The following is a 22,368-nucleotide window of genomic DNA, read 5'->3' as shown; positions in this document are numbered from 1 at the left end:
TTCCGGCCGCACGGTCGACGTCGTCGCCGCCCGCGGCGGCGTCGCCCTGAGCGGCGTTTCGCTCACTTTAGGCGGTTTCCGCCGCGGCGGCCTTCCCGCAGGGCGGCGCCGGAGCCGGAACGGACCCGTCACGCTCCGTCCGGCTCCGGTGCCGCGTCCGGGGCGGGCGCGCGCAGGCCCCACTCGAAGGCCTTGGCGACCGCCTCGAGCTGGGACCGGACCTCCAGCTTCTCGAGGATCCCGCGTACGTGGGTGCGTACGGTGGCGTAGCTGATGGTCAGGCGGTCGGCGATGGCCCGGTTGTCGAGCCCCTGGGTCATGAGGACCAGGATCTCCTCCTCCCGGGCGGTGAGTCTGCCCAGTCGTTCCGCGTGCTGGTCGGAGACACGGGTGGTCTCGCGGTGACGGGCGAGGACCTCCATGAGGGTACGGGCGGGGATGAGGATCTCGCCCGCGGCCGCCGCGCGGATCGCCTTGGCGATCTCGTCACCGCCCGCCGACTTGAGCAGGTAGCCGCTCGCGCCCGCCTCGGCCGCGGCGAGCAGGGCGCCGTCGCTGGTGTCGGCGCTGAGGAAGACGGCCACGACGGCCGGGTCGCGGGCCCGGATGCGGGCCGCGGCGTCGGCGCCGGTGCCGTCGGGGAGCCGGTAGTCGATCAGCACCACCTGCGGGGAGAGCTGCTCGGCCATCGGTACGGCCTCGGCGACGGAGTCGGCCCAGCCGACCACCGTCAGGTCGTCGTACTCGTCGAGCAGGGCCCACAGCCCCTCCGCGACGGCCCGGTGGTCCTCGACCAGCATCACCGTGACGAGGTCGGGCGGAGCCTTCATGGCCGGGTGTCCTCCGGTGCGGAGGCACCGCCCTCCTCCGTCCCGGCCTCCGGGGGCAGTGCCTCCGTGAGCGGCACCCAGAACTCGACCGTGGTGCCCGTCCCCGGCTCGCTCTCCACCCTGCTCCAGCCTCCCGCCATCCGGGCGCGTTCGTGGATGAGGGTGAGACCGAGGTGGCCGGGGCGGGACTCCACTTCGCGCGGGTCGTAGCCCACGCCGTCGTCGACGATCCGCATCAGGCAGCCCTCTTCCACGCCGAGCAGCTGGACGCGCACCATCGTGGCCCGGGCGTGCTTGCGCACGTTCATCAGGGCCTCCTGCGCGGTCCGGTAGATCAGCACCATGGTGTCGACCGGCAGGGTGACCACCATCTGGTCCTCGAACTTGTAGTGGGTGCCGGTCTCGGCGCGCATCCGGTCGAGCAGCGTCTTCAGCGCGGTGGCGAGGCTGCCGTGCTCCAGGCTGGAGGGCCGCAGGTCGAAGATGAGCTGCCGCAGCCGGCTCAGCGAGAGCTTCAGGGTCTCGTCCAGCCGCTCCGTCACCTGGAGGTCCTTCGGATCCGTCAGCCGTCTGCGCAGCTGCTGCAGGCGCAGCGCGGCCGCGGTGATGACCTGGATGGTGTCGTCGTGGATGTCGGCGGCGATGCGCCTGCGTTCCTCCTCCTGCACGTAGATGAGGTGGCTGAGCAGCGCCTGCCGGTCCCGGTCGGTGCCCTCCAGGAGTTCCAGGCTGCGTTCGAGGACGAACTGCGCGCGCTGCACCTCGGTGATGTCCCGGACGGTCAGCACGGTGAACACACCCTCGGCGGTGCGCAGCGGGCTGATGCTCACGTCGGCCGGGAACTGCTTGGAGTCATGGCGCCGGCCGACCAGTTCCACGCTGTGCGCCATCGGTTCCTGGCGCGGGCCGGTCCAGTCGCGCAGCGAGACGGCCAGCGCCTGGTCGGGCAGCAGTACGTCGACGCGCATGCCCAGCAACTGCTCACGACCGTAGCCGAACATGGTTTCGACGCGGGGGCTGGCCTGGAGGATGCGGCCCGCCGCGTCCACCACCACCATGGCGTCGGGAGACGACTCGACGAGCTGGCGCAGCCGGTCACCGGTCGCGCCCGCTTCGCTCAGATCCGTCACGTACACCACGTACCGGGGACGGCCGCCGCGCAGCCGGCCGCCGCCGATCCGGGCCGGGAACTCCGAGCCGTCCCGGCGCAGACCCCGTATCGCGGGCCCGAGCTCCGCTCCGCCGGCCGATCCGGTGACGGGGAGTTCGGGCAGCAGGTCCCGCAGCCGCTTGCCGCGCAGTTCGGCCGTGCTGTAGCCGAACATGTGCCGGGCCGGCGCGTTGGCGAGTTCGATCCGGCCCTGGGCCCCGGTGACCAGCACCGCGCAGGGGGCCTGTTCGAGCATGTCCAGGCAGGCCTTCTCCTCGATGCGTACGGGCGCGGTTCCCGCCCCGGGCACCTGCGGCCGGTGAGCGCGCCGCAGGGGCACCAGGCAGGCCTCGGCGAGCTCGGCCGGGATGCTGAACTGGTCGCGGGCGGCCCGGCTGACCGCCTCCAGGATCTCCTCCGCGGGCGCGCCCTTGACCAGGTAGCCGACGGCCCCGGAGGCGAGCACGTCGGTCACGGTCTCCCGGTCCGCGTAGGCCGACAGGGCCAGGATCCTGGTGTCCGGCGCGCGTTCGCGGAGGGTGCGGATGGTGGCGGGGGCGTCCCCCTTGGGCATGTGCACGTCCAGGACGAGCACTCGCGGCTGCCTCTCGCTCACCGCCGCGACCGTCTGCGCGTGGTCGACGGCCAGCCCCACCATCTCGAAGGAGGGATGGGACCGGACCAGGTCCGCGAGCGCCTCGCGGACCTCGGCGTCGTTGTCGGCCACCATGACGGTGATGCGGTGGCTCATGGCTGCCCGCTCCTTCCGCACACGGTGTCCGACAGGAGACGTGGGCCGAGCCGGTCGGGCCGGCAGGCTTCGAGCGACGGCATGACGGCGGCGACCGGGGCGATCAGGACGTCGTAGTGACCGCCGATCCTGTCGCAGACGGCGATCGCCATCACCGCGTCCCAGACCGCGGCCCAGAACGCCCAGTCGTGCCTCTGGTGGTTCAGCGCCGTGTCCAGGGCCGCCCGGCGGGCCGCCGAAGCCGCCACGAGGATGCGGTAGCGCTCCTCCTCGGTGGTGGTGCGCCGCACCTCCGCCCACGCCTCCGCGCGGGTCTGGCTGGAGGTCTGCCGCCACAGGCCGGCCACCCGGTCGATCTGCTGCGCCGACAGGTCCTCGATGCGGGTGAGAAACTGCAGGACCCCTCGGGTGTTGGGCCCGAAGACGACACTCATGGTGCTCTCCTTGCGAGTCTGCCGCTCCGCCGGCTCCGGGCCGCTCGTCCAGCCCGCCCGGCCTACTGCCCCTGCCCCTGCTGTCCCTGGTTCTGTCCCTGGTTCTGACCCTGGTTCTGGCCCTGGTTCTGGCCCTGGTTCTGCTGCTGGCCGCCCTTCTGGGCCGAGTTGACGGACGCCTTCGCCACGCCGCCGCTCTTGGTGCCGACGAGCTTGAAGCTCACGCCTCCCTCGTCCGCCTTGGTGATCTGGTAGGAGCCCACGGCGTCGGCCGCGCCCTTGTCGTTGACCTGGAAGGTCGTCATCCTTCTCGCGTCGCCGTTCGGGCCGCCGACGTAGAGGCTGACGGTCTCCCTCGGGGCGAATCCGGTGACGTAGAAGCTCACCGCCGTACCGGCCTTGCCGGAGTACGTGCTCGGCTCGGCGGCCGGCGTGTAGGGCATCACCTGGAAGGCGGAGCGGACCACGGCGCGGGTCCGGTCGCCGATCGCGGTGAGGCTCTGCGTGCCCTTCAAACCGAAGGGTACGTCGAAGGAGACGATTCCGGACCTGCCGTTGGCGTCCGCGTTGGCGGTGAAGGCGGGGATCCCGCCGGCGCTGTTGATGTAGTAGAGGATGCGCTCGTTGGGGGCGAACCCACTGGCGGAGACACTGATCCGCTGCCCGGACTTCAGGGCCCAGGGCGACGACTTGATCGACGGGTACAGGCCCAGGACCTGGAAGGGCGCGCTGGCCGTGGTGTGGCTCTTCCTGCCGACCAGGATCAGCGTGCTGGGGCCGGTGGGGGCCACCCCGACCTTGACGTCCGCGCGGCCGATGCCGCCGGATCCGTCGGCGGTCAACGTGGTGTCCGGCCTGCCGCTGGCGCGGCCCCAGTAGACGTCGATGGTTTCACCGGCCCCGAAACCGCGGACGTTCAGCGACACCGTGTCACCGGGCTTGCCCACCATCTTGCTGGCCTTCACGGAACCGGCCACGCCACCCGCGACGAGCTGGGCCTCGGCCGCCTTTTCCGCACCACGCTGCTGCGCGACCACGACGGCGCCGTTGCTGACGTTCTCGGGCACGGTGATCTGGGCGTAGATCGACCCGTACTTGTCGGTCTTCGCCGACGCGATGCCCTTCCCTTCGTCCTTCTTGGCCGAGGTCTTCAGGAACACGTCCACCATGGACCTGGCGTCGAAGCCCGCGCCCTCGACGGTGGCCTTGCCGCCGGGCGTGACCAGGCCGGGGTTGACCACGATGATCGGTCCGGCCTGCCTCGGGATCCGCTGCCCGCCCAGTTTGATCGTCTTCGGCTTCTCGGAGGGCGACTCGAGCTTCTGGCTCTTCCCGTGCCCGGACTTCTCTCCGGTGGTGTTGAGCGCTCCGCCGAACCCCCCGCTCTTCGCGACGACCTGGACGAGGGAGCCCACGGCCACCAGCGCCACGGCGATCAACAGGAACTTCTTCCAGGTGAACCGCCTCTTCGTTCCTCCGGGTCCACCGGGGTCCCCGGGTCCTCCGGGGCCACCGGGTCCGCCGGGCCCTTCCGGCCCCACGGGCCACCCGGTCCCCCCGGATCCGTCCGACCCGTGAGGTCCTTCCGGTCCCGCGGACCATCCGGTCCCCCCGGATCCACCGGCCCCTCCGGATCCACCACGTCCACCGGATCCGCCAGGTCCATCCGGCCCCGCGGACCGTCCGGTCCCTCGGGATCCACCGGACCCGCCAGGTCCTTCCTCCGGCCCCGGGGACCAGTCGGGCCATGCCGATCCACCGGACCCGCCGGATCCGTGCGGGTCCGCAGGCCATCCGGCTCCTCCGAGTGGGACCTGTTCGGTTCCATCGGAGCCCTCCGGTATTCCCGTTTCCCTCTGCTGGAAGTTGTCGGGCATGACGTTCACCTCCTCGGCCCGGGACTAACCGACCCGGTAGATTTGCAGCTTGATGTCGCCCTGACCGGCCTGCCAGACCTGCTTGGAGTTCTTCAGGGCGGTCAGGATCCAGTTCTCGCGGCCGTCGCCGTTGTTGCCCACCATGGACTGCCGCATCTTGTTGGACATGACGATGTAGTCGATGTTCTGCCACTTCTTGGCGAAGAGCTTGTCGCGCACAGCGGGGTCGGACGAGGCGTTCCAGTGGGAATGCGCGTACGGATAGAAGGGAGCGACGTCGTGGAGTTCGCTCCACAGGTCGTCGTCCATGATGATCCGCGCGTCCGCCGGCACGTGCTTGCGTATCCAGGCGACCTGCTGCTCCTGCATCCGTGTCAGGTTCAGCTTCGGCTGGTACTGGTCCGCGATCGCCACCCGTCCCTCGGTGTTGATCGTCAGCAGGTAGTTGGTGACCGGGGCGATCAGCAGTACGGCGCAGGCCAGGGCGGGCAGTGCCACCCGCACCGCCGGACGGAAGCGACGCAGCAGCCGGTCCGTCACCATGCCGACGGACGCCGAGAACAGCGGGATCAGGGGGACGATGTAGAAGTCCAGCAGCACGCTGCCGCGCACCAGGTAGAAGGTGTAGGCGAGGGCGAGCGTGCCGATCACCAGGAAACCGAGGTTCCGCTGCCGGTCCCGGAAGCCCCAGTAGAGCGCGGCCAGCATGGAGAGCAGGCCGAGGAGCAGGAAGAGCCCGTCCCGGGGGATCCAGCTGTTGTACAGGAAGCTGCCCTGGCCGAGCAGGGAACCCTGGTTGCGGTTGAGCTGCCACCACAGGGTGTAGAGCAGGGACACGTGGTCGGCCGGCGGGTTGTTCAGGTCGAAGTCGAAGCCGCTGGGCAGGAGCTCGTTCTTCAGCACGGCGTACAGGACGTAGCCGCTGACCGGGACCGCCATCGCGAACGGCCACAACGACTTGGCGAACCGCCGCTGCGTGGAACCCGTCACCCTGCGGTGCAGCAGGTACACCAGGGTGGGCACGAAGAAGATCGCGTTCTCCTTGGTGATCAGTGCCATCCCCAGCGCGGTCCCGGCGCCCAGCGCGTGGCGGATCCTCATGTCACGGCCGAGCAGCAGGAACAGGCTCAGCAGCACCCAGAACATCATGAGGTTGTCCAGCAGGACCTGCCGCTGGTAGTAGACGGCGATCGGCGAGACGTTGTAGAGGAACGCGGTCACCGAGGAGGCCAGGAGGCTCCCGGACAGCCGCCGGACGATCTCGAAGAGCAGCACGACTCCGGCGAGGTGGACCAGCAGCATCAGGACCCGGCCGGTGTTGATCGCGTTGCCGAACGTCTCGAACTGGTTGGGCAGCGGGAAGGCCCAGCCGGCGAGCTGGATCCAGCCGCCGGGCGCGTGGTCGTAGTCGTAGGTGTACGGCGACAGGCTGGTCTGCCGCACCAGCGACCACGCCCGCTGCATGTAGATGCCCTCGTCGGTGAGGTACAGCGGATACTCGAACAGGTGCCAGCCGTGCGTGACGAGGCCCGTGAGCACGGCGGCGCCCAGCGCGATCTTCCCGCCGGGCCCCAGCGGGGGGAACCGGCCCGGCGTGACGACCGGCGGCTCGGCGCGCCGCCGCGGCGCCGGGGCCTGTCCGGCGGCCTGTCCGGTCGTCTGTCCGGTCGTCTGTCCGGTCGTCTGTCCGGTCGTCTGTTCGGTCGTCTGTTCGCTGGATGCGCGTCCCTTGTCGGGGACCACGACCAGCCGGGGCCTCATCGAACCCCGTCCCGACTCACGCGACATGGGAGTCCGCCTCCGGTGGCTCGGTCCGGTGGGCGCCTACGTGCTGCGTCTTCTCCCAGTCGCTGCGGCCGGCCATCTGACGACGCATGGCGCGGATCGCCGCGTAGGCGAGGACGAGCTGGTACGGGTACCAGGCGGCGGCCATCTTCAGGACGGCCATCGGCGACCCCCGCAGCCCGTGGGCGTCGGTGAACTCGTACAGGCCGACGGCCTGCGTCACGAAGTGCGCCAACAGCATCAGCACGGGCAGCCAGGAGACGAGCGCCACCAGCACCGGGACCTTCAGGAAGAACATCATGCCGAGCGAGACCAGCAGGTACACGCCCAGCAGCGCCTGTCCGTGCGGGAACGCCAGTACGTAGAAGGCGAGCCAGCGCTGTTTGCGGGTGGGCATCTGCTTCCAGGTCCCCTTGCGCAGGGTCTGCATGAACCCCTGGCTCCACCGGGTGCGCTGCCGGACGAAGTGACCGAGCGTCGGCGGGGTCTCCTCCTTGGTGACGTAGCGGTCGTCGTAGACCACGCGTACGCGCTCCCCCGCGACGGACACCCGCAGCCCCAGGTCCGCGTCCTCGGTGAGGTTGCGGTCGTCCCAGCCGCCCAGGCGCACCAGCAACTCGCGTGCGAAGAACACCGTGTTGCCGCCGAGCGGGATGGCTCCCTCGAGGGCGTGGTAGTGCAGCCGGCTCTTGAACCAGAAGAAGTACTCCAGGACGTTCAGGGAGGAGTACCAGGTGGACTGGTAGTTCATCAGCTGCACGCCGGCCTGGACGACCCTGACCCGGTCCTGGAGCATCACCGTGTTGACCAGGTTGAAGATCGCGGGGTGGATGTCGTCCTCGGCGTCGAAGATGGTCACCACGTCGTGACGCGTCTGCGGCAGGGCCGCGTTGAGGCCGTGAGGCTTGTTGACGGGCTGGTCGTCGAAGACGACGACCCCGACGTTGTGCACCCCCTGCCGGCCGAGCTCGGCGATCTTCTCCTCCGCCATGCCGATCGTGCCGGTGTCGTCCGCCGAGCAGATCACGAAGACCTCCAGCAGTTCGGCCGGATAGTCGGCACGCACCACCCGCTCGATGGTGGTCTGGATGACGTCCTCTTCGTGCCGGGCCGGCAGCAGCACGCTGAAGGACAGCCGGGGCGGCAGGAACTCCTCCGGCGCCCTGGCCCTGTCCTCGGCGTCCTTCTGGTCCCAGGTGTAGAGCATCAGGTACAGCACGTGGGCCGACTGCGCCGTGAGCAGGACCGAGACCGTGACCAGCACGGTGTACAGGACGGAGGTCATCGGATGCTCCCCCCGGTCCCGTCCCACACCCACAGGGCGCTGGAGGCGTAGTTGACGGCGAAGGCGGCGCCGACGGCGAGCACGTTCGCCGGCACGAGGGGGACTCCGCCGTGCACCAGGATCCACAGCACGAGCACGTTGACCCCGAGCCCGGTGAGCATGGACACGTTGAACTTGCCGAACCGCTTGAGCGACGGTGCCCGCGCGGCGAAGGTCCACCAGTCGTTGAGCAGGTAGTTGTTCACCACGGCGACCTCGACGGCGACGGCCGAGGCCGCGAGGAGCGGCAGCCCCAGCGGGCCGTGCAGGAGGTACAGCACCGCCGTGTTCACGACCGTGCCCACACCGCCGACCACCGCGAACCGGAGCAGCCGACTCTGCAGCAGCGCTCGGGCCCGAGCTCCCCAGGCGGTGGACGCGGCGGTTCTCGGGGACAGTTCGTCCTCCGCTCGTGGTTCGTCGGTGTGCACAGGCACCGTTCGGAAACAGCGCATATCGGCTCCTCCAAGCGGGAGACGCCCCGACTCCGCACGGCGGGACATCACACACCAGCGTGCGCTCAGGAGGAGGCGCGGACATCACATAAACGGGTGAGCGCCATGGCCCCGTTCTGGGGAGGCGCCGCTCCCCCGTTCGGGGGACCCACCACTGACTCCCCGAAGAGGGGGGAGCCCCTTCCCTCACCCGAAGGGGGGAGCGGCTCCTCACCCGTTGGCGGGTGCAACGCCCTTCTCCCCCTGCGGAAAGTGGACCGCGCAGGGATGTCCCGGCCCGGCCCTCCCGGTGGGAGCGGCGGGGACGGGGCCACCGGGCCGCCGGACCGGACTCGGCGGCCCGGCCCATGGCCCAGCAGCGGAGGTAGGTGCCTCACATGGCCGGTCCTTACACGTCACGTTCCAGGCTAGCCGCGCGCGCCGGAGCAGCCGTCGCGGCGGCGGCTCTGGCCGTCGGGCTCTCGGGCACAGCCGCTCCGGCGGGCTCCGGAGGGCTACGCGATTCCGAATGGGCATTGCACGCCCTCAAGGCCGACCGGGCCTGGGAGACCTCCAAGGGGGAGGGCGTGACCGTAGCGGTGATCGGCACCGGCGTCGACGCCTCCCATCCCGACCTGCGGGGCCGCGTGGTCAGGAGCAAGGACGTCAACGCCACGCACGACGAGGCCTCCGCCCCGGTACAGGGCACCCACGCGGCGGGCGTGATCGCCGGAACCGGCCGCAACTACGGCGGCGACGGCCTGGTCGGGCTCGCTCCGGAGGCGCGCATACTCCCCTTCCGGGTCTACCGCGACAACACGGCCCTGACCGCCGCGACCGCCAGGGCGATCATGGACGCCGCGCGGCAGGGGGCCGAGGTCATCGACGTCACCGTCGGCTTCCGCCGCCCGAGCGACGACCTGAGGACGGCCGTCAAGTTCGCGGCCGACCGGGATGCCCTGGTCGTGGCCGGTGCGGGCGACACGGGCGGGACGGGGAACGCGGTGACCTACCCGGCCGCCTATCCGGAGGTCCTGTCGGTCACGGCCGTCGACAAGAAGGGCACGGTCTGGCCGAACTCGCACCGCGGCAAGGACGTGGACCTGGCCGCGCCCGGTGTCGACATCCTCACCACCGCCGGCGGCCACGACTACTGGACCGGCACCGGCACCGGGTTCGCGGCGGCCTGGGTGGCGGGCTCGGCGGCACTGCTGCGCTCCGACCACCCGAAGTGGACCGTCGAGCAGGTCACCCGGTCACTGACCGAGACGGCCACCGAGCGGGGCAAGGCGGACTGGAACGCGCGGTACGGCTGGGGGGCCGTGGCCCCCGCCGTGGCGCTGTCCCAGCGTGCCGCCCCGTCCGGCTCCGACGCGGCCGCGCCGGCGAACGCCCGGGCGGCGGACATCGGCGTCCGTCACGCCTCCGACACCGGGCCGATCCTGGTCGTGCTGGCCGTGGCCGCGACGACGCTCGTCCTGGCCGTCGCCGCCTGGTTCCTGATCCGCCGCAGCGTCACCGCGTCGGACGACGAATGACGACCCGGTTGAGCGAGCCCGCCCCCGAGCGCGCGTGCCCCGAAACACCGGCCCCGGGGCGCGCGCTTCCCCGTCCGCTGCGGGTGCGGCTGACGGCTCTGCTGGCCTCTTTCGGCCTGCTCGTGGTGGTCGCCGTGGCAACGGCCGCCCCGTTCCTCCCGGCCCCGGGCACCGGTGCCGCCCCGCCCCGCGCCCTGCCGGAGCCGCGTCTGCCCGCCACGGGCCGCCTCTACACCGCCCCGGACACGCCGGCCGCGGGCTGGGTGCGCGATCACGCCGACGACCCCCGGGCGGCGGTCATCCGCAAGCGCATCGCCTCCCGGCCCCAGGGGTCCTGGTTCACCGACGCGGATCCGTCGCAGGTGGAGGACCAGGTGCGCGCCGTGGTCGACGCGGCCCGGGCCCGGCGCGAGCTGCCGGTCCTGGTCGCCTACGCCGCGCACCGCCGCGACTGCTCCGGGCACAGCAGCGGCGGCACCGGCGATCTGGCCTCCTACCGTGACTGGATCAGGGGCTTCGCCCGCGGGATCGGTTCGACGCGCGCGCTGGTGGTCCTCGAACCGGACGCCCTCGCGCTCGCCGACTGCCTCAACGCCCGGGAGCGGAAGATCCGCTTCGCGTCCCTGTTCTACGCGGGCCAGGTGCTCCGCCGCGACGCCCCGGGCTCCAAGGTCTACTACGACGCGGGCAACTCCGGCTGGCAGCCCGCCCGGACCATGGCCGACCGGCTCCGGCGCGCCGGTGCCACCCGCTACGCGGACGGCATCGCGCTGAACGTGTCCAACTTCAACCGGACCCGTGACGAGATCCGCTACGGCCGCTCGGTGCTCCGGGAACTGGAGAGCACCCGCCTGACCATGGTGATCGACACCAGCCGCAACGGCGCCGGTCCGGCCCGGGGCCACCACGCCTGCGATCCGGCGGGCCGGCGCCTGGGACGGGCCCCGACGACCGACACCGGCGTGCGCGGCGTCGACGCCTACCTGTGGGTGAAGCCGCCGGGACAGGCCGACGGGTGCGCGGCGGCCGCGGGGACCTTCGACGCGCGGTACGCCTACCGGCTCGCCCGCTGATCGGACATAAGCCTCACATCATTACCTTTCACACACAACCCATATAAGTAACCAAACGGCCGAATTCGGGCTACTTCAATTGAGGTAGCCCGAATTCGGCCGTTTAGTGTGCATGGAATTCGACCGGTCGCAGGAAGATTTGACCAGAACTCTTTTCCTAGTGTCGTGGGCAACGCAGTAAGAAGTCCGAAGGAGCCCACCGCCCATGAAAAGAGTTCTCGTCGTGGAGCCTCATCCGCAGGTACGGGCGGCCCTTTCCGATCTCGTAGAGGACGAGTCCGGATGTGAACTCGCGGGGGCCTTCACCACCATCGCCGAGGCAATGCCACTGGTCAGTGAGCTAATGCCGGACGTGGTCCTGATCGACGCGGACACGCCGGACCGGCAGGCCCAACGACTCGGCGAACTCCTTCCCACGGCATTTCTGGTCTTTATCTCGACCGCCACCGAGCCGTGTGAAGAGTGCCCGGAGCCGTCGGCAAAAACAGCCGGCATCGGCATCCTCAAGTCCGACGTAACCGAATTCCTCAGGAGTCTTACCTCATGAATTCCCCCCTGGGAAAGAACAACGACTCGACCAATCCCATGCCCGAATCCGCGGCCGCTGAGAAGAAGCCGAGTCGTGGTCGGCGGCGGCTGGTGCTGAGTGTCACGGCAGCGGCTGTCACGGCCGCCGCGATCGGCGGAACCGTCACCGCGTTTACAGTGGACGGCGTGAGCGGCTCCACCAAGAAGGACACCGTTTCCGGGGTGCAGGGCGCGCTGCACACCAAGGGCGGCGACATCGTCGACGCCAACGGCAAGAAGGTGGTGCTGACCGGCGTCAACTGGTTCGGCCTGGAGACCGGCACCTTCGCGCCGCACGGACTGTGGACCCGCAACCTCGACTCCATGGTCGAGCAGATGGTCGACACCGGGTTCAACACCCTCCGGCTGCCGTACTCCAACGAGCTGTTCGACGCCAAGAGCAAGCCCAACGGCATCGACTTCAAGCAGAACCCCGAGCTCAAGGGCCTCAACGGCCTGCAGATCATGGACAAGGTCGTCGACTCGGCCACCAAGCACGGGATGATGGTCATCCTCGACCAGCACCGCCCGGACCAGTACGGTCAGAGCGAGCTCTGGTACACCGAGAAGGTCCCGGAGAGCAAGTGGCTGTCCGACTGGAAGATGCTCGCCGAGCGCTACAAGAACAACGACAAGGTCATCGGCGCGGACCTGCACAACGAGCCGCGCGGCCAGGCCACCTGGGGTGACGGCAACCCCAAGACCGACTGGAAGATGGCCTCCGAGAAGGCCGGCAACACCATCCACTCGGTCAACCCCGACTGGCTGATCTTCGTCGAGGGCAACGACAACTACAAGAACGAGACCACCTGGTGGGGCGGCGAGCTGCGGGGCGTCAAGGACCACCCGGTCAAGCTCAAGGAAGCCGACAAGGTCGTGTACTCCGCGCACGACTACGGGCCGGGCGTCTACAACCAGAACTGGTTCATGGACAAGGACTTCCCGAACAACATGCCCGCCTTCTGGGACAAGCACTGGGGCTTCGTCAAGAAGGAGAACATCGCTCCCGTGCTGCTCGGCGAGTTCGGCGGCCGGAAGAGCGCCGGCAAGAGCACCGAGGCCGTCTGGCAGCAGAGCCTGATGCAGTACCTGAAGAAGAACGGCATGAGCTACACCTACTGGTGCTGGAACCCCGACTCGGGTGACACCGGCGGCGTTCTCCAGAACGACTGGAAGACGCTGGACCAGGGCAAGAAGGATCTGCTCTCCGTCTACCAGGAGCGGCTGCCGGAGGCGAAGAAGACGGCGGATTCCTCGCAGCGCTGATTGCGGCGATCCCCCGCACAGCGGTGATCCACCGCACCCGGCCGGGTGACCGGTGAGCGTGAGAGGCCGCGGGCATTCGTGCCCGTGGCCTCTCAGCCGTACCCGCCCGCTTCCGCGGCGTCGCCGCCCGGGCGGCGACGACCGGGGCGATGCGGCTGAGCGCCTCCGTCACGCCGACCACGGGTAGTCGTCCACCGCGACGAGACCTTGGGCGAGTTCACCGGACGGCACCAGCCCCAGCCGCAGGGCGTGGGCGACCGCCTGGGTCCGGCTGTGCACACCGAGCTTGTCGAAGATGTGGCTGACGTACGTCTTCACGGTCTGCTGCCCTATGCCCAGCTCGCGCGCGATCTCCTTGTTCGCCTTGCCTCGGGCCAGCATGACCAGTACCTCGGACTCGCGCTCGGTGAGACGCTCCGGCCCGCCCGCGCCGTTGACCTGGTCCACCAGGCGGGCGACCGCCGCGCTGGAGACGTACGTCTTGCCCGCCGCCGCGGCCTTCACCGCGTGCCGCAGTTCGTCGGCCTCCGCGTTCTTCAGCAGGAAACCCGTCGCGCCCGCCCGCACCGCCGCCATCACGATGCCCCCGTCGAGCGCGCTCGTCAGCGCCACGACCCTGACCTCGGGCAGTTCCTCACGGATCTGCTCCGTGGCCTCGATGCCGTCCATGACGGGCAGCATCAGGTCCATCAGCACCACGTCCGGGCTCAGCTCCCGGGCCAGGCGAACAGCCTCCCGGCCATTGGTCGTCTCACCGGCCACCGCGATGTCACCGTCAAGGCTCAGGAAGTCACGCAAGCCCTGTCGGACCACCGCATGGTCCTCCGCGATCAGAACATGCACTGCCACTGATGATCTCCGTTGTCGAGCACCGGCTCGCGGCGCCACCACGACTGCTGCGCGGTACGCGCCCGCGGCCGACACGGCCGGCATCGTCCCTGGGTTCCCTCCAATTCCCGAACAACAGGGAACATGAATGGATTTTTAAGGACATACCGGGAACCCGCGGCGGCCCGCGCTCATTCCACACCCGGGGATGCGAGGCGAGCGCCGCACCCACGGGAGACGGCGCGGTCCGGCACCGCGCTCCGCGCACGCAGGGCCTCGGCGCCCCGTCGGCCACGGTCACCACGGGGGCCGGCCACGGCACGGGAGCGGTCCGCGACCGCTCCCGGAGCCCGCCGGCCCATACGGTCAGACGCTCGGCGAAGCGCTCGCAGCGCGGCAGCGCCAGCAGTACCAGCGCACCGGCGATCCAGCCGCCCAGGGCGTCGCTGAACCAGTGATAACCCTGGTAGACGGTGGTCAGCCCGACCGCCAGCGCGGCCAGCGCGGCCAGCACCCCCGCCGCTCCGCGGCGACGCGGGGCGAGATAGGCCAGCGTCCCCCACACGACGACGCTGTTGGCCGTGTGTCCGGACGGGAACATGTCGCCGCCCCGGAAGAACTCGGGGGATCCGAAGGCGTGCGCGTAGTCGGGCCCCACGCGCCCGGTACCGAGTTTGACCGCGCCGACGCTCACGTTGAGCAGCACCAGCGCCGCCAGCAGGACCAGCAGCGGGCGTGGGTCCCGGCTGCGCCGGAAACGCCACCCCAGCCACGCCGCCGCCACGGTCGCCGTCGGACCCCGCTGCCCCGCGACGACGAGGACGCCCAGCAGCCCGGCCGGCCGCGGCCATTGCCGGTACGGCCGCCACATGGCCACCCGCCAGTCGAGCTCCAGCAGGGGCGACCGGGTGAGCACCGCCGCTAAGAGGGCCGCGTACGTCGTGGCCGTCAGCGCGAAGAGGGCCACCGTGCGCCCGCCGCCCCCCGGCCTCCGTCGGCGTTCACGCCGAGCGGAACGGGACGGCGGAAGGGCGCCACGCACTCCTGGGACGAACAGACCCCGTCTCGGGGGAAGGGGCATCATGCCCATATCGCACTCCCAGCCCCTCGGGAAGTCCGGCCGTGCGGCCGGGAATCCGGATGCGGCGCGATGCAACGGCACATACAGGGAATTCAGCCACGCATACCGGGAATTCCCGTTTTGCCAAATATATCCTCGGGGGTCGACGGCGACCACACGGCGACCGCACGGCCGCCCGCGCCGAAGCGCCACCCGGCGGCCCAGCCCCGGCCGGCCACGCGGGGGGCGTGGCCGGCCGGGGCTGGAGAGGCGCGCGGCCGGGGCGGGAGAGGCGCGCGGCCGGGCGGGCAAAGGATGCGCGCGGCCGGGCGGGCGGGGGCGTCGCTCAGGACGCGCCGCTCCCCGTCGCCGTCAGCGGTGCGCCCTCCGGTTCGTCGACGACCGCCGAGGACAGCGGGATCGGCGTGAACATGGGGGGCTCCTCGTCCGGTGTCAGCGCGGTCGGGCCGTAGACCCAGTCGGTGAAGGAGTAGTCGTAGGTGTCCCGCGCCCGCATGAGCGCGTTGCGCTGGAGGCGCCGCGTGCCGTCGAGGTGCCACAGCTCGCCCCAGACCCGGCCCGTGCTCTGCACCCGGCGGCAGTGCTCCACCCGGACCGCCTCGTACGCCACCAGCGCGGCGTCCCAGTCGGGCCGGGTGCCCGATCCGGCGTCCGCGGCCGACCGGGCGTAGTGCTCGGCCAGCACCCAGCCGTCCTCGATCGCCATGATGGCGCCCTGCGCCATGTACTGCAGCGGCGGGTGGGCGGCGTCGCCGAGCAGGGCGATGCGCCCGTGCACCCAGGTCTCGATGGGGTCGCGGTCGAACATCCGCCACCAGCGGTCCCGCCACATCAGCGGAATGCCCTTGCGCACGGTGTCGCAGGTGGCCTCGAAGGCCGCGTCCAGCTCGTCGGGCGTGCCCCAGTCGTCCTGGCCGGCCAGGGCCTTCGGCGACTCGAACACGGCGACCTGGTTGAACATGTCGCCGCCGCGCAGGGCGTACTGGACGAAGTGGCAGCGGGGGCCGACGTAGACGGTGACGTCCTTCTCGGCGACGCCGTTGTCGCGGACCTGCTCGATCGGGACGGCGGCGCGGTAGGCGACGTAGTCGGAGCTGACCACGTCGTCGCCGACCAGCAGGCGGCGGGCCACGGAGTGCAGTCCGTCGGCCGCGATGACCAGTTCGGCGGCCTCGACGCGGCCGTCGTCGAGGAGGACCCGGGCGCCGTCCCCGGTGTTCTCGTAGCCGATGACCGTCCGGTCGGTCAGCAGCTCGACGCCGGTGCGCTCGCAGGCGCGCAGGAAGATGCCGTGCAGGTCGCTGCGGTGGATGACCATGTACGGGAAGCCGTAGCGGCGTTCGAGGTCGCGCAGGTCGAGCCGGGTCAGTTCGCTGGCGTCGAGCGCGTCGCGCATGACCATGTTCTCGGGTACGACGCCGAGTTCCTCGGCCTCGTCGAGCAGGCCGTACCGGTCGAGGATGCGGGTGCAGTTGGGGCCGATCTGCAGGCCGGCGCCCACCTCGCCGAACCGCGGGGCCCGTTCGAGGACGCGCACGCGCAGTCCCTGGCGGGCCAGGGCGAAGGCGGAGCTGAGGCCGCCGATGCCGCCGCCGACCACGAGGACGTCGGGCCGCCCGGCGGGGGTGGATGGGGGTTTCATGATCTGTTCCTTCGGTCGCGGGGCGGGCGGGCCCCGGGTCAGAGCCAGGCGCCCAGCGCGGGGGCGGGCGTCCTGTCTGCGGTGAGCGGGCCGGCGTCCCGCCCGGTCAGGTAGGCCGCGATGGCGTGCAGCTCCCCCGTGACCGGGACGGCTTCGCCGGCGCCCGGCAGGTCCCACCCGGCTCCGGCGGCCGGGGCACGCAGGGCCACGGCCGGGCCGGGGGCCGCGGCGCGCTTGGTGACGACGTCGTCGCACAGGGCGGTGAGGAAGTCGTCGGGCAGGTCGGCGAACGTCACGCCGGTCGCCAGGTCGACGGCGTGCACGCACACCTCGCGGGAGCGCAGCCAGGGCACCTCGGTGGCCGGCACGGTCCGGCCCTGCGCGGTGACGACCGGCGCGCGCCACCGCTCCGCGTCGAGGGCCGCCATCCCCTTCTCCAGCGCGTCCGCGGAGTCGTGCAGCCACGCGGCCAGCTCGGCGGCCGGCAGGGCGCGGCCCCGTTCGATGCCGGCGGCGCGTTCCTCGGGCGAGGCGTACATCGGTGTGGGTTCGCCGGTGGCGGCCCAGTGCACCAGGTTGGACAGCGCCTCGGCGTTGGCGGCGACGTGCGCCGCCACGTGCGCCCGGCTCCAGCCGGGCAGGGCGCTCGGCGCGGCGAAGGCGTCGTCGTCCAGTCCGGCGGCGGCCTTGATCACCAGCTCGGTGCCGAGCCGGGCCCAGCGGCGGGCGTCGTCGAAGGTCCGGGGCATCAGGAGGCGTTCTCCTTGACGACCCGGTTCTCCAGGCGGCCGATGCCGTCGATCTCGGCGACGACCGTCTCGCCGCCGAGGAGGTAGCGCTCGGGCCTGCGGGCGTGGCCGACGCCGCCGGGGGTGCCGGTGGCGATGATGTCGCCGGGGTTGAGGCGGACGACGGTGGAGACGTACTCGACCAGGTCGACCGGGTCGAAGAGCAGGTCGCCGGTGGTGTCGGACTGCATGACCTCGCCGTCGACGAGCAGGCGCACGTCCAGCGACGGGCGGACTCCGCCCGGCAGCTCGTCGGGGGTGACGAGGTAGGGGCCGACGGGCGTGGTGGAGTCCCACACCTTGCCCTGGAGCCACTCGCGGGTGCGGAACTGCCAGTCGCGGCAGGTGATGTCGTTCAGCACGGTGAAGCCCGCGATGGCGCGCTCGGCCTGCTCGCCCCGGGCCCGGCGCACCGGCGCTCCGACGACGACGGCGAGTTCGACCTCCCAGTCGAACTGCCCGGTCTCCTCGGGGCGCACGATGTCGTCGCCCGCGCCGATCAGCGAGTCGGCGAACTTGGCGAAGAGGGTGGGGTGTTCGGGCAGGTCGCGGCCCATCTCCTGGATGTGGTTGCGGTAGTTCAGGCCGACGCAGACCACCTTGGACGGCCGCGGGACCAGCGGCGCGAAGTCGGCGCCGGCCACGTCGTACGTCTCACCGGTCGCCGTGGCGGCGCGCTCGGCCCAGCCTTCCTGGGCGAGCAGGGCGCCCAGGTCGGGGACGCCGAGGTCGACCAGGGTGTCGCCGTCGAGCCGGACGGCCCGGGTGGTGCCGCCGGTGCGGAGGGTGGCGAGCTTCATCGGGTGGTTCCTTCCACGTGGGTGCGGTCGAGCCGGAGGGCCTCGAAGATCGGGGCGTCGCTGAACCGGAACAGGTCCAGGGCGCCGGAGTCGGAGTCGGTGGCGCCGGCCTCGGAGCGCACGGAGAGCGGCTGCCAGGACGGCACGACGAACAGGTCGCCGCGGGTGACCGACCAGGAGGTGTCGCCGACGGTGACGGTGCCGGAGCCGTCGAAGACCTGGTAGACCGACGAGCCGGTCCCGCGCACCGGCGCGGTCTCGGTGCCGCGGGCGATCCGGTGCATCTCGGCGCGGATCGTGGGCAGCACATCGGCTCCGGTGGCCGGGTCGGTGAAGCGGACGGCGGCGTGGCCGGGCTCGACGGTGCCGGCGTGGCCCTCGGCCTCCAGGGCGAGCTGGTCGGCCAGGGCACGGTCGGTGTGCTCCCAGCGGTAGGCCAGCAGCGGCGAGCCGGGGGCGGTGGCGCCGGCGGAGAGCGGGCGCAGTCCGGGATGGCCCCACAGGCGCTCGGAGCGGGAACGCTCGGGGGTGATCCGTTCCGCGTCGGTGATCTCGTCCCGGCCGAACTCGAAGAACTGGGTCTCGGTGGCGTACTGGAAGGGGATGTCCAGTCCGTCGATCCAGGCCATCGGCTCGGTGGTGGCGTTGTGGTGGGCGTGCCAGTTCCAGCCCGCCTGGGGGAGGAAGTCGCCGCGCCGCATGGCGACCGGGTCGCGCCCGACGACCGTCCACACGCCCTCGCCCTCGACGACGAAGCGGAAGGCGTGCTGGGTGTGGCGGTGCTCGGGGGCGTCCTCGCCGGGCATCAGGTACTGGATCGCCGCCCACAGCGTCGGGGTGGCGAAGGGCCTGCCGCCGAGGGAGGGGTTGGCCAGCGCGATGGCCCGTCGCTCGCCGCCGCGGCCGACGGGGACCAGGTCGCCGGCCCGGGCGGCCAGTTCGCGCAGCCGCTGCCAGCGCCACAGGTGCGGCACGGCACGGGAACGCGGGTGGGCCGGCATGAGGTCGCCGATCTCGGTCCACAGCGGTACGAGCAACTCGCTCTCGAAGCCCCGGTACAGCTCTTCGAGCGCCGGGGTGACCTCGGGCTGCCCCTCGGCGGTGACGGCCTGGAGCCGGACCGGGGAACCCGTTGCGTTGTCTTGGGCGATGGAGGACTGAGTCACACTCCGCAGCGTGCATCGCGTCCTCCAGGAGAACGGATAGATTCTGGAGAGCAGAATTCAGCCGGGGAACCGGCAGGCCCGGCGACCTGGAGGACCGGCGATGGACAAGCCGCTCAAGACGCCGCCGCCGTATCCCATCGCCAGCGTGGACCACGCGCTGCGGGCGGCGACCATCCTGCAGATGGAGGGCGGCGCGACGGTGTCGCAGATCGCCGAGCGGCTGGGCGTGGCCCGGTCGACGGCCCACCGGGTGCTGGCGATGCTCGTCTACCGGGACTTCGCCGTGCAGGACGAGGACCGTGTCTACCGGGCGGGGCCGGTGCTGGAACTGGCCGCGCACAGCCAGTCGCTGGTGTCCCGGCTGCGCGCCGCGGCGCTGCCCCACCTGCACCGGGTCGTCGATCTGCTGGACGAGACGACGAACCTGACCGTGCGCACCGGGGACACGGCCCGGTTCATCGCCAGCGTCGAGTGCCGGCAGGCGCTGCGGGTCGGCTCCCGGGAGGGCATGGTGTTCCCGGCCCACCGTACGACGGCGGGCCTGCTCCTGCTCGCCGACCTGACCGACGCGGAACTGGAGGAGGTCTACGCCCCCGAGCGTTACCGCGACCGTCCGGCCGACCGCCCGGACCTCGGCCGGCTGCGCACCGAGCTGAGGCGCCTGCGCCGCAACGGGTTCGCGGTGAACAAGGAGCGCTCCGAACGCGGCCTGGTCGCCGTCGGCGTGCCGGTGCGCGACCGGGACGGCACCGCGGTGGCCGGCCTGTCGGTGTCCATGCCCAGCGTGCGCTACGACCCCCATCGTCTCCAGTCCCTGGCCGCGACCCTGGCCGCCACGGCGCACGCCCTGGAGAAGGACCTGGCCGGGCACTCCACTTCACCCCGCTGACCCGACTCCCCCTCGCCGACCTGGCCCTGCCGCTGAGCGGACACCGGACCGGCCGCCGGAGCAGACTCTCTTTACATGACGGTTGTTCGGCTTAGATCACGAACAAATCATTGACGTGGCGTAAAGCGAATGTCATTCTCCACGGCATCGGGCGGACTCGCGTCGTGCCCTGCCTCCCCCCACCACGCACGCGGAGCCGAACCGTTCCACACGCTCGAGGCTCCCCCTGTGGGACGCCCGCCTTCCCCAGCCAGGGAGAAAAACAGCAATGACGCTCAACAACGGGACGCCGACGTCCCAGGGCCCAACCGCGGGGGCCGCCCGGACGCCGGGCTACGCGGGAACACTGGCTGCCGCCTGCAGCGCGGTCTTCGTGGCCCAGGTCGCGAACGCGCTGCCGGCCTCGCTCAACGGGCTCTTCCAGGAGGACCTGCACACCCACGGATCCCAGCTCACCTGGATCACCGCGGCCTTCATGATCGCCGTGGTCTGCTTCGAGTTCACCTTCGGCGTCCTCGGCGACCTGTTCGGACGGCGACGGCTGGTCGTGGCCGGCACGCTCCTGGTCGCCGCGGGCAGCAGCGTGGCCGCGCTCGCCCCCACCGTCCAGGTGCTGTGGATCGGCGCCGCCCTGAACGGACTCGGCGCCGGCGCCATGTTCCCCGGCTCGCTCACCGCGATCACCGCCGTCACCCGCACCATGCGCGCACGGGCGCACTCGGTGGCCGTCTGGAGCGGCTTCCTGTCCGCGGGCGCGGCCGTCTCACCGTTGCTCGGCGGCATGTTCGCCAAGATCGGGTCGTGGCGCGGCTCCTTCTGGGTCCTCGTCGGGCTCGCCCTGGTCAGCACGGTGCTCACCCTGGTGCTGGCCACCGAGTCGAAGGCGCCGGAGGGCCGCAAGCTCGACGTGCCCGGTCAGATCGCCTTCGCCATCGGTCTCACCCTGGTCCTGTTCGGCGCCGTCGAGGGACCCGAGTCGGGCTGGACCACGCTTCCCGTCCTGCTCGCCTTCGCCATCGGCATCTGCTTCCTCGCCGGGTTCGTCGTCGTGGAACTGGGGGCCGAGTCGCCGATCTTCGACCTGAAGCTGTTCCGCAACCGGGCCTTCACGGTGTCGTCCGTCGTCGCGGTCATCGGCATGCTCGCCTTCCTCGGCGCCTGCTTCGCCACCAGCATGTGGCTGGGTCCGGTGCAGCACCAGGACCCGATCCGGGTCGCGGTCCCCTTCCTGCTCCTGCAGGGGCCCGCCTTCCTGCTCATCCCGGTCGTCTCGCGCCTGCTCCACCGGGTCGCCCCGTCCTGGCTGCTGACCAGCGGTTTCGCCCTGATGGCGATCGGCTCTCTGCTGTGCGCCCGGCTGGATGTCACCGACCCGGACCTCGGGGCGTTCGTCGCGCCCGCCCTGCTGATCGGCATCGGCTTCGCCCTGACCGTCAGCTCGGTGACGGCCGTGGCGCTCAACAGCGTGCCCCTGAACCTGGCGGGCATGGCGAGCGCCACCACCAACATGCTGCGGGACCTCGGCTTCGCCCTCGGCCCCGTGGTCGTCGGCGCGGTCGCCCTGAGCAACGCCGGGTCGGCGTTCGCCTCGAAACTGCCCGGCGCGCACCTGCCGCCCGCTCAGGAGGCGGCGGCCCGTCAGATCGCCGAGGCCGACGGACCCATCGCCGTGAACAGCCTGCCGCCCGGCGTCCCCGGGTCCGCGGCGCACGGGGTGGCCCTCGAAGCCCTGGGCAGCGGCTTCAGCACCGCGTACCTGGTGTGCGGGGTGGCCGCGGCGATCGCCGCCCTGCTGACCGCCTTCGGCATGATCGGAACCCACAGGCACCGCTCCGGCGAGCACGAGGAGATTCCCGCCGCCGCGCCCGAGGGCGACGGCAGGCAGGAAACGGCCCTCACCCGCTGACCCGCCGGGCGTCCGGCCGCGCGGCCGGACGTGCGGCCGGACGTGCGGCCGGAGCCTCTCCGTACGCCGCCGCAGGTAGCCGGGGCGGGCGTCGGGGCGGCGACCACCACGGCCGGTGCCCTGCGCGTTCCCGGCTCCGGCGAACCCGCGCCGGGCGCCGGAAGGGTGGGGTGGGCCGGGGGCCGGTCCAGGGGCCAGGGAATCGCGGTTCCGGCCCGGCGGGACGAACGCTGCGATGC

General features: G+C 71.4%; 19 protein-coding genes. 6 read left to right on the top strand and 13 right to left on the bottom strand.

Features of this window, described 5'->3' with window-relative positions; all coding sequences use genetic code 11:
• Positions 1 to 128: 128 nt before the first annotated feature.
• The 7 genes from VKA29_RS18615 to VKA29_RS18585 all read right to left on the bottom strand — a co-directional run bounded on the left by VKA29_RS18615 (position 129) and on the right by VKA29_RS18585 (position 8,606).
• Positions 129 to 830: a response regulator transcription factor gene (locus VKA29_RS18615; RefSeq protein ID WP_324786963.1), complete on the bottom strand. Its 702-nt coding sequence runs from the start codon at positions 828 to 830 to the stop codon at positions 129 to 131.
• Entirely contained in the window at positions 827 to 2,731 is a 1,905-nt protein-coding gene (locus VKA29_RS18610) for a PAS domain S-box protein (protein ID WP_324786962.1), read from the bottom strand. The genes VKA29_RS18615 and VKA29_RS18610 overlap by 4 nt, the downstream gene beginning before the upstream one ends.
• Complete coding sequence (locus VKA29_RS18605; protein WP_324786961.1) at positions 2,728 to 3,165, bottom strand: hypothetical protein; 438 nt, start codon at positions 3,163 to 3,165, stop codon at positions 2,728 to 2,730. Before VKA29_RS18605 ends, VKA29_RS18610 begins: the two co-directional genes overlap by 4 nt.
• A gap of 62 nt (positions 3,166 to 3,227) precedes the next feature.
• Positions 3,228 to 4,604: a hypothetical protein gene (locus VKA29_RS18600; RefSeq protein ID WP_324786960.1), complete on the bottom strand. Its 1,377-nt coding sequence runs from the start codon at positions 4,602 to 4,604 to the stop codon at positions 3,228 to 3,230.
• Between the two features lie 462 nt (positions 4,605 to 5,066).
• Complete coding sequence (locus VKA29_RS18595; protein ID WP_324786959.1) at positions 5,067 to 6,803, bottom strand: ArnT family glycosyltransferase; 1,737 nt, start codon at positions 6,801 to 6,803, stop codon at positions 5,067 to 5,069.
• 16 nt (positions 6,804 to 6,819) lie between these two features.
• Positions 6,820 to 8,112 (bottom strand): glycosyltransferase, encoded by a 1,293-nt coding sequence (locus VKA29_RS18590; protein WP_324786958.1) that lies wholly within the window; start codon positions 8,110 to 8,112, stop codon positions 6,820 to 6,822.
• On the bottom strand, positions 8,109 to 8,606 hold the full coding sequence (locus tag VKA29_RS18585; protein ID WP_324786957.1) for a GtrA family protein: 498 nt from the start codon (positions 8,604 to 8,606) through the stop codon (positions 8,109 to 8,111). Before VKA29_RS18585 ends, VKA29_RS18590 begins: the two co-directional genes overlap by 4 nt.
• A 566-nt stretch (positions 8,607 to 9,172) precedes the next feature.
• On the opposite strand from VKA29_RS18585, the gene VKA29_RS18580 reads away from it, so the two are divergent.
• From VKA29_RS18580 to VKA29_RS18565, 4 genes are all read left to right on the top strand, one after another.
• Positions 9,173 to 10,123, top strand: coding sequence for a S8 family serine peptidase (locus tag VKA29_RS18580; protein ID WP_324786956.1), 951 nt, complete (start codon positions 9,173 to 9,175; stop codon positions 10,121 to 10,123).
• An 8-nt stretch (positions 10,124 to 10,131) separates the two neighbouring features.
• Positions 10,132 to 11,196: a glycoside hydrolase family 6 protein gene (locus VKA29_RS18575; protein WP_324786955.1), complete on the top strand. Its 1,065-nt coding sequence runs from the start codon at positions 10,132 to 10,134 to the stop codon at positions 11,194 to 11,196.
• A gap of 205 nt (positions 11,197 to 11,401) precedes the next feature.
• Positions 11,402 to 11,743 carry a DNA-binding response regulator gene (locus VKA29_RS18570; RefSeq protein WP_324786954.1) on the top strand — a complete coding sequence of 114 codons (342 nt, stop codon included), beginning with the start codon at positions 11,402 to 11,404 and terminating at the stop codon, positions 11,741 to 11,743.
• A gap of 167 nt (positions 11,744 to 11,910) precedes the next feature.
• A complete protein-coding gene (locus VKA29_RS18565; RefSeq protein ID WP_324786953.1) occupies positions 11,911 to 13,029 on the top strand; it encodes a glycoside hydrolase family 5 protein in 1,119 nt (372 codons plus the stop codon).
• Positions 13,030 to 13,197: 168 nt separating this feature from the next.
• Here the strand turns inward: VKA29_RS18565 and VKA29_RS18560 are convergent, their stop codons facing one another.
• The 6 genes from VKA29_RS18560 to VKA29_RS18535 all read right to left on the bottom strand — a co-directional run bounded on the left by VKA29_RS18560 (position 13,198) and on the right by VKA29_RS18535 (position 19,334).
• Entirely contained in the window at positions 13,198 to 13,842 is a 645-nt protein-coding gene (locus VKA29_RS18560) for a response regulator transcription factor (RefSeq protein ID WP_324786952.1), read from the bottom strand.
• Positions 13,820 to 14,824: a phosphatase PAP2 family protein gene (locus VKA29_RS18555; RefSeq protein ID WP_324786951.1), complete on the bottom strand. Its 1,005-nt coding sequence runs from the start codon at positions 14,822 to 14,824 to the stop codon at positions 13,820 to 13,822. The genes VKA29_RS18560 and VKA29_RS18555 overlap by 23 nt, the downstream gene beginning before the upstream one ends.
• Before the next feature lie 439 nt (positions 14,825 to 15,263).
• Positions 15,264 to 16,580, bottom strand: a complete 1,317-nt coding sequence (locus VKA29_RS18550) for an FAD-dependent oxidoreductase (protein ID WP_324786950.1) — start codon at positions 16,578 to 16,580, stop codon at positions 15,264 to 15,266.
• 38 nt (positions 16,581 to 16,618) lie between these two features.
• Positions 16,619 to 17,329, bottom strand: coding sequence for a maleylpyruvate isomerase family mycothiol-dependent enzyme (locus tag VKA29_RS18545; protein WP_324786949.1), 711 nt, complete (start codon positions 17,327 to 17,329; stop codon positions 16,619 to 16,621).
• Positions 17,329 to 18,168 (bottom strand): fumarylacetoacetate hydrolase family protein, encoded by an 840-nt coding sequence (locus VKA29_RS18540; RefSeq protein ID WP_324786948.1) that lies wholly within the window; start codon positions 18,166 to 18,168, stop codon positions 17,329 to 17,331. Before VKA29_RS18540 ends, VKA29_RS18545 begins: the two co-directional genes overlap by 1 nt.
• Entirely contained in the window at positions 18,165 to 19,334 is a 1,170-nt protein-coding gene (locus tag VKA29_RS18535) for a cupin domain-containing protein (RefSeq protein ID WP_324786947.1), read from the bottom strand. The genes VKA29_RS18540 and VKA29_RS18535 overlap by 4 nt, the downstream gene beginning before the upstream one ends.
• A 100-nt stretch (positions 19,335 to 19,434) precedes the next feature.
• Here VKA29_RS18535 and VKA29_RS18530 point away from each other — a divergent pair, with 100 nt between their 5' ends.
• Positions 19,435 to 20,223: an IclR family transcriptional regulator gene (locus tag VKA29_RS18530; protein ID WP_324786946.1), complete on the top strand. Its 789-nt coding sequence runs from the start codon at positions 19,435 to 19,437 to the stop codon at positions 20,221 to 20,223.
• A gap of 268 nt (positions 20,224 to 20,491) precedes the next feature.
• Positions 20,492 to 22,129 carry an MFS transporter gene (locus VKA29_RS18525; protein WP_324786945.1) on the top strand — a complete coding sequence of 546 codons (1,638 nt, stop codon included), beginning with the start codon at positions 20,492 to 20,494 and terminating at the stop codon, positions 22,127 to 22,129.
• Positions 22,130 to 22,368: the final 239 nt, after the last annotated feature.

The sequence above is a fragment of the Streptomyces sp. H51 genome, assembly GCF_035656535.1.
Lineage (GTDB): Bacteria > Actinomycetota > Actinomycetes > Streptomycetales > Streptomycetaceae > Streptomyces.
Note: the sequence above shows the minus strand (reverse complement) of the source record. Positions and strands in the feature narration are given on the sequence as shown.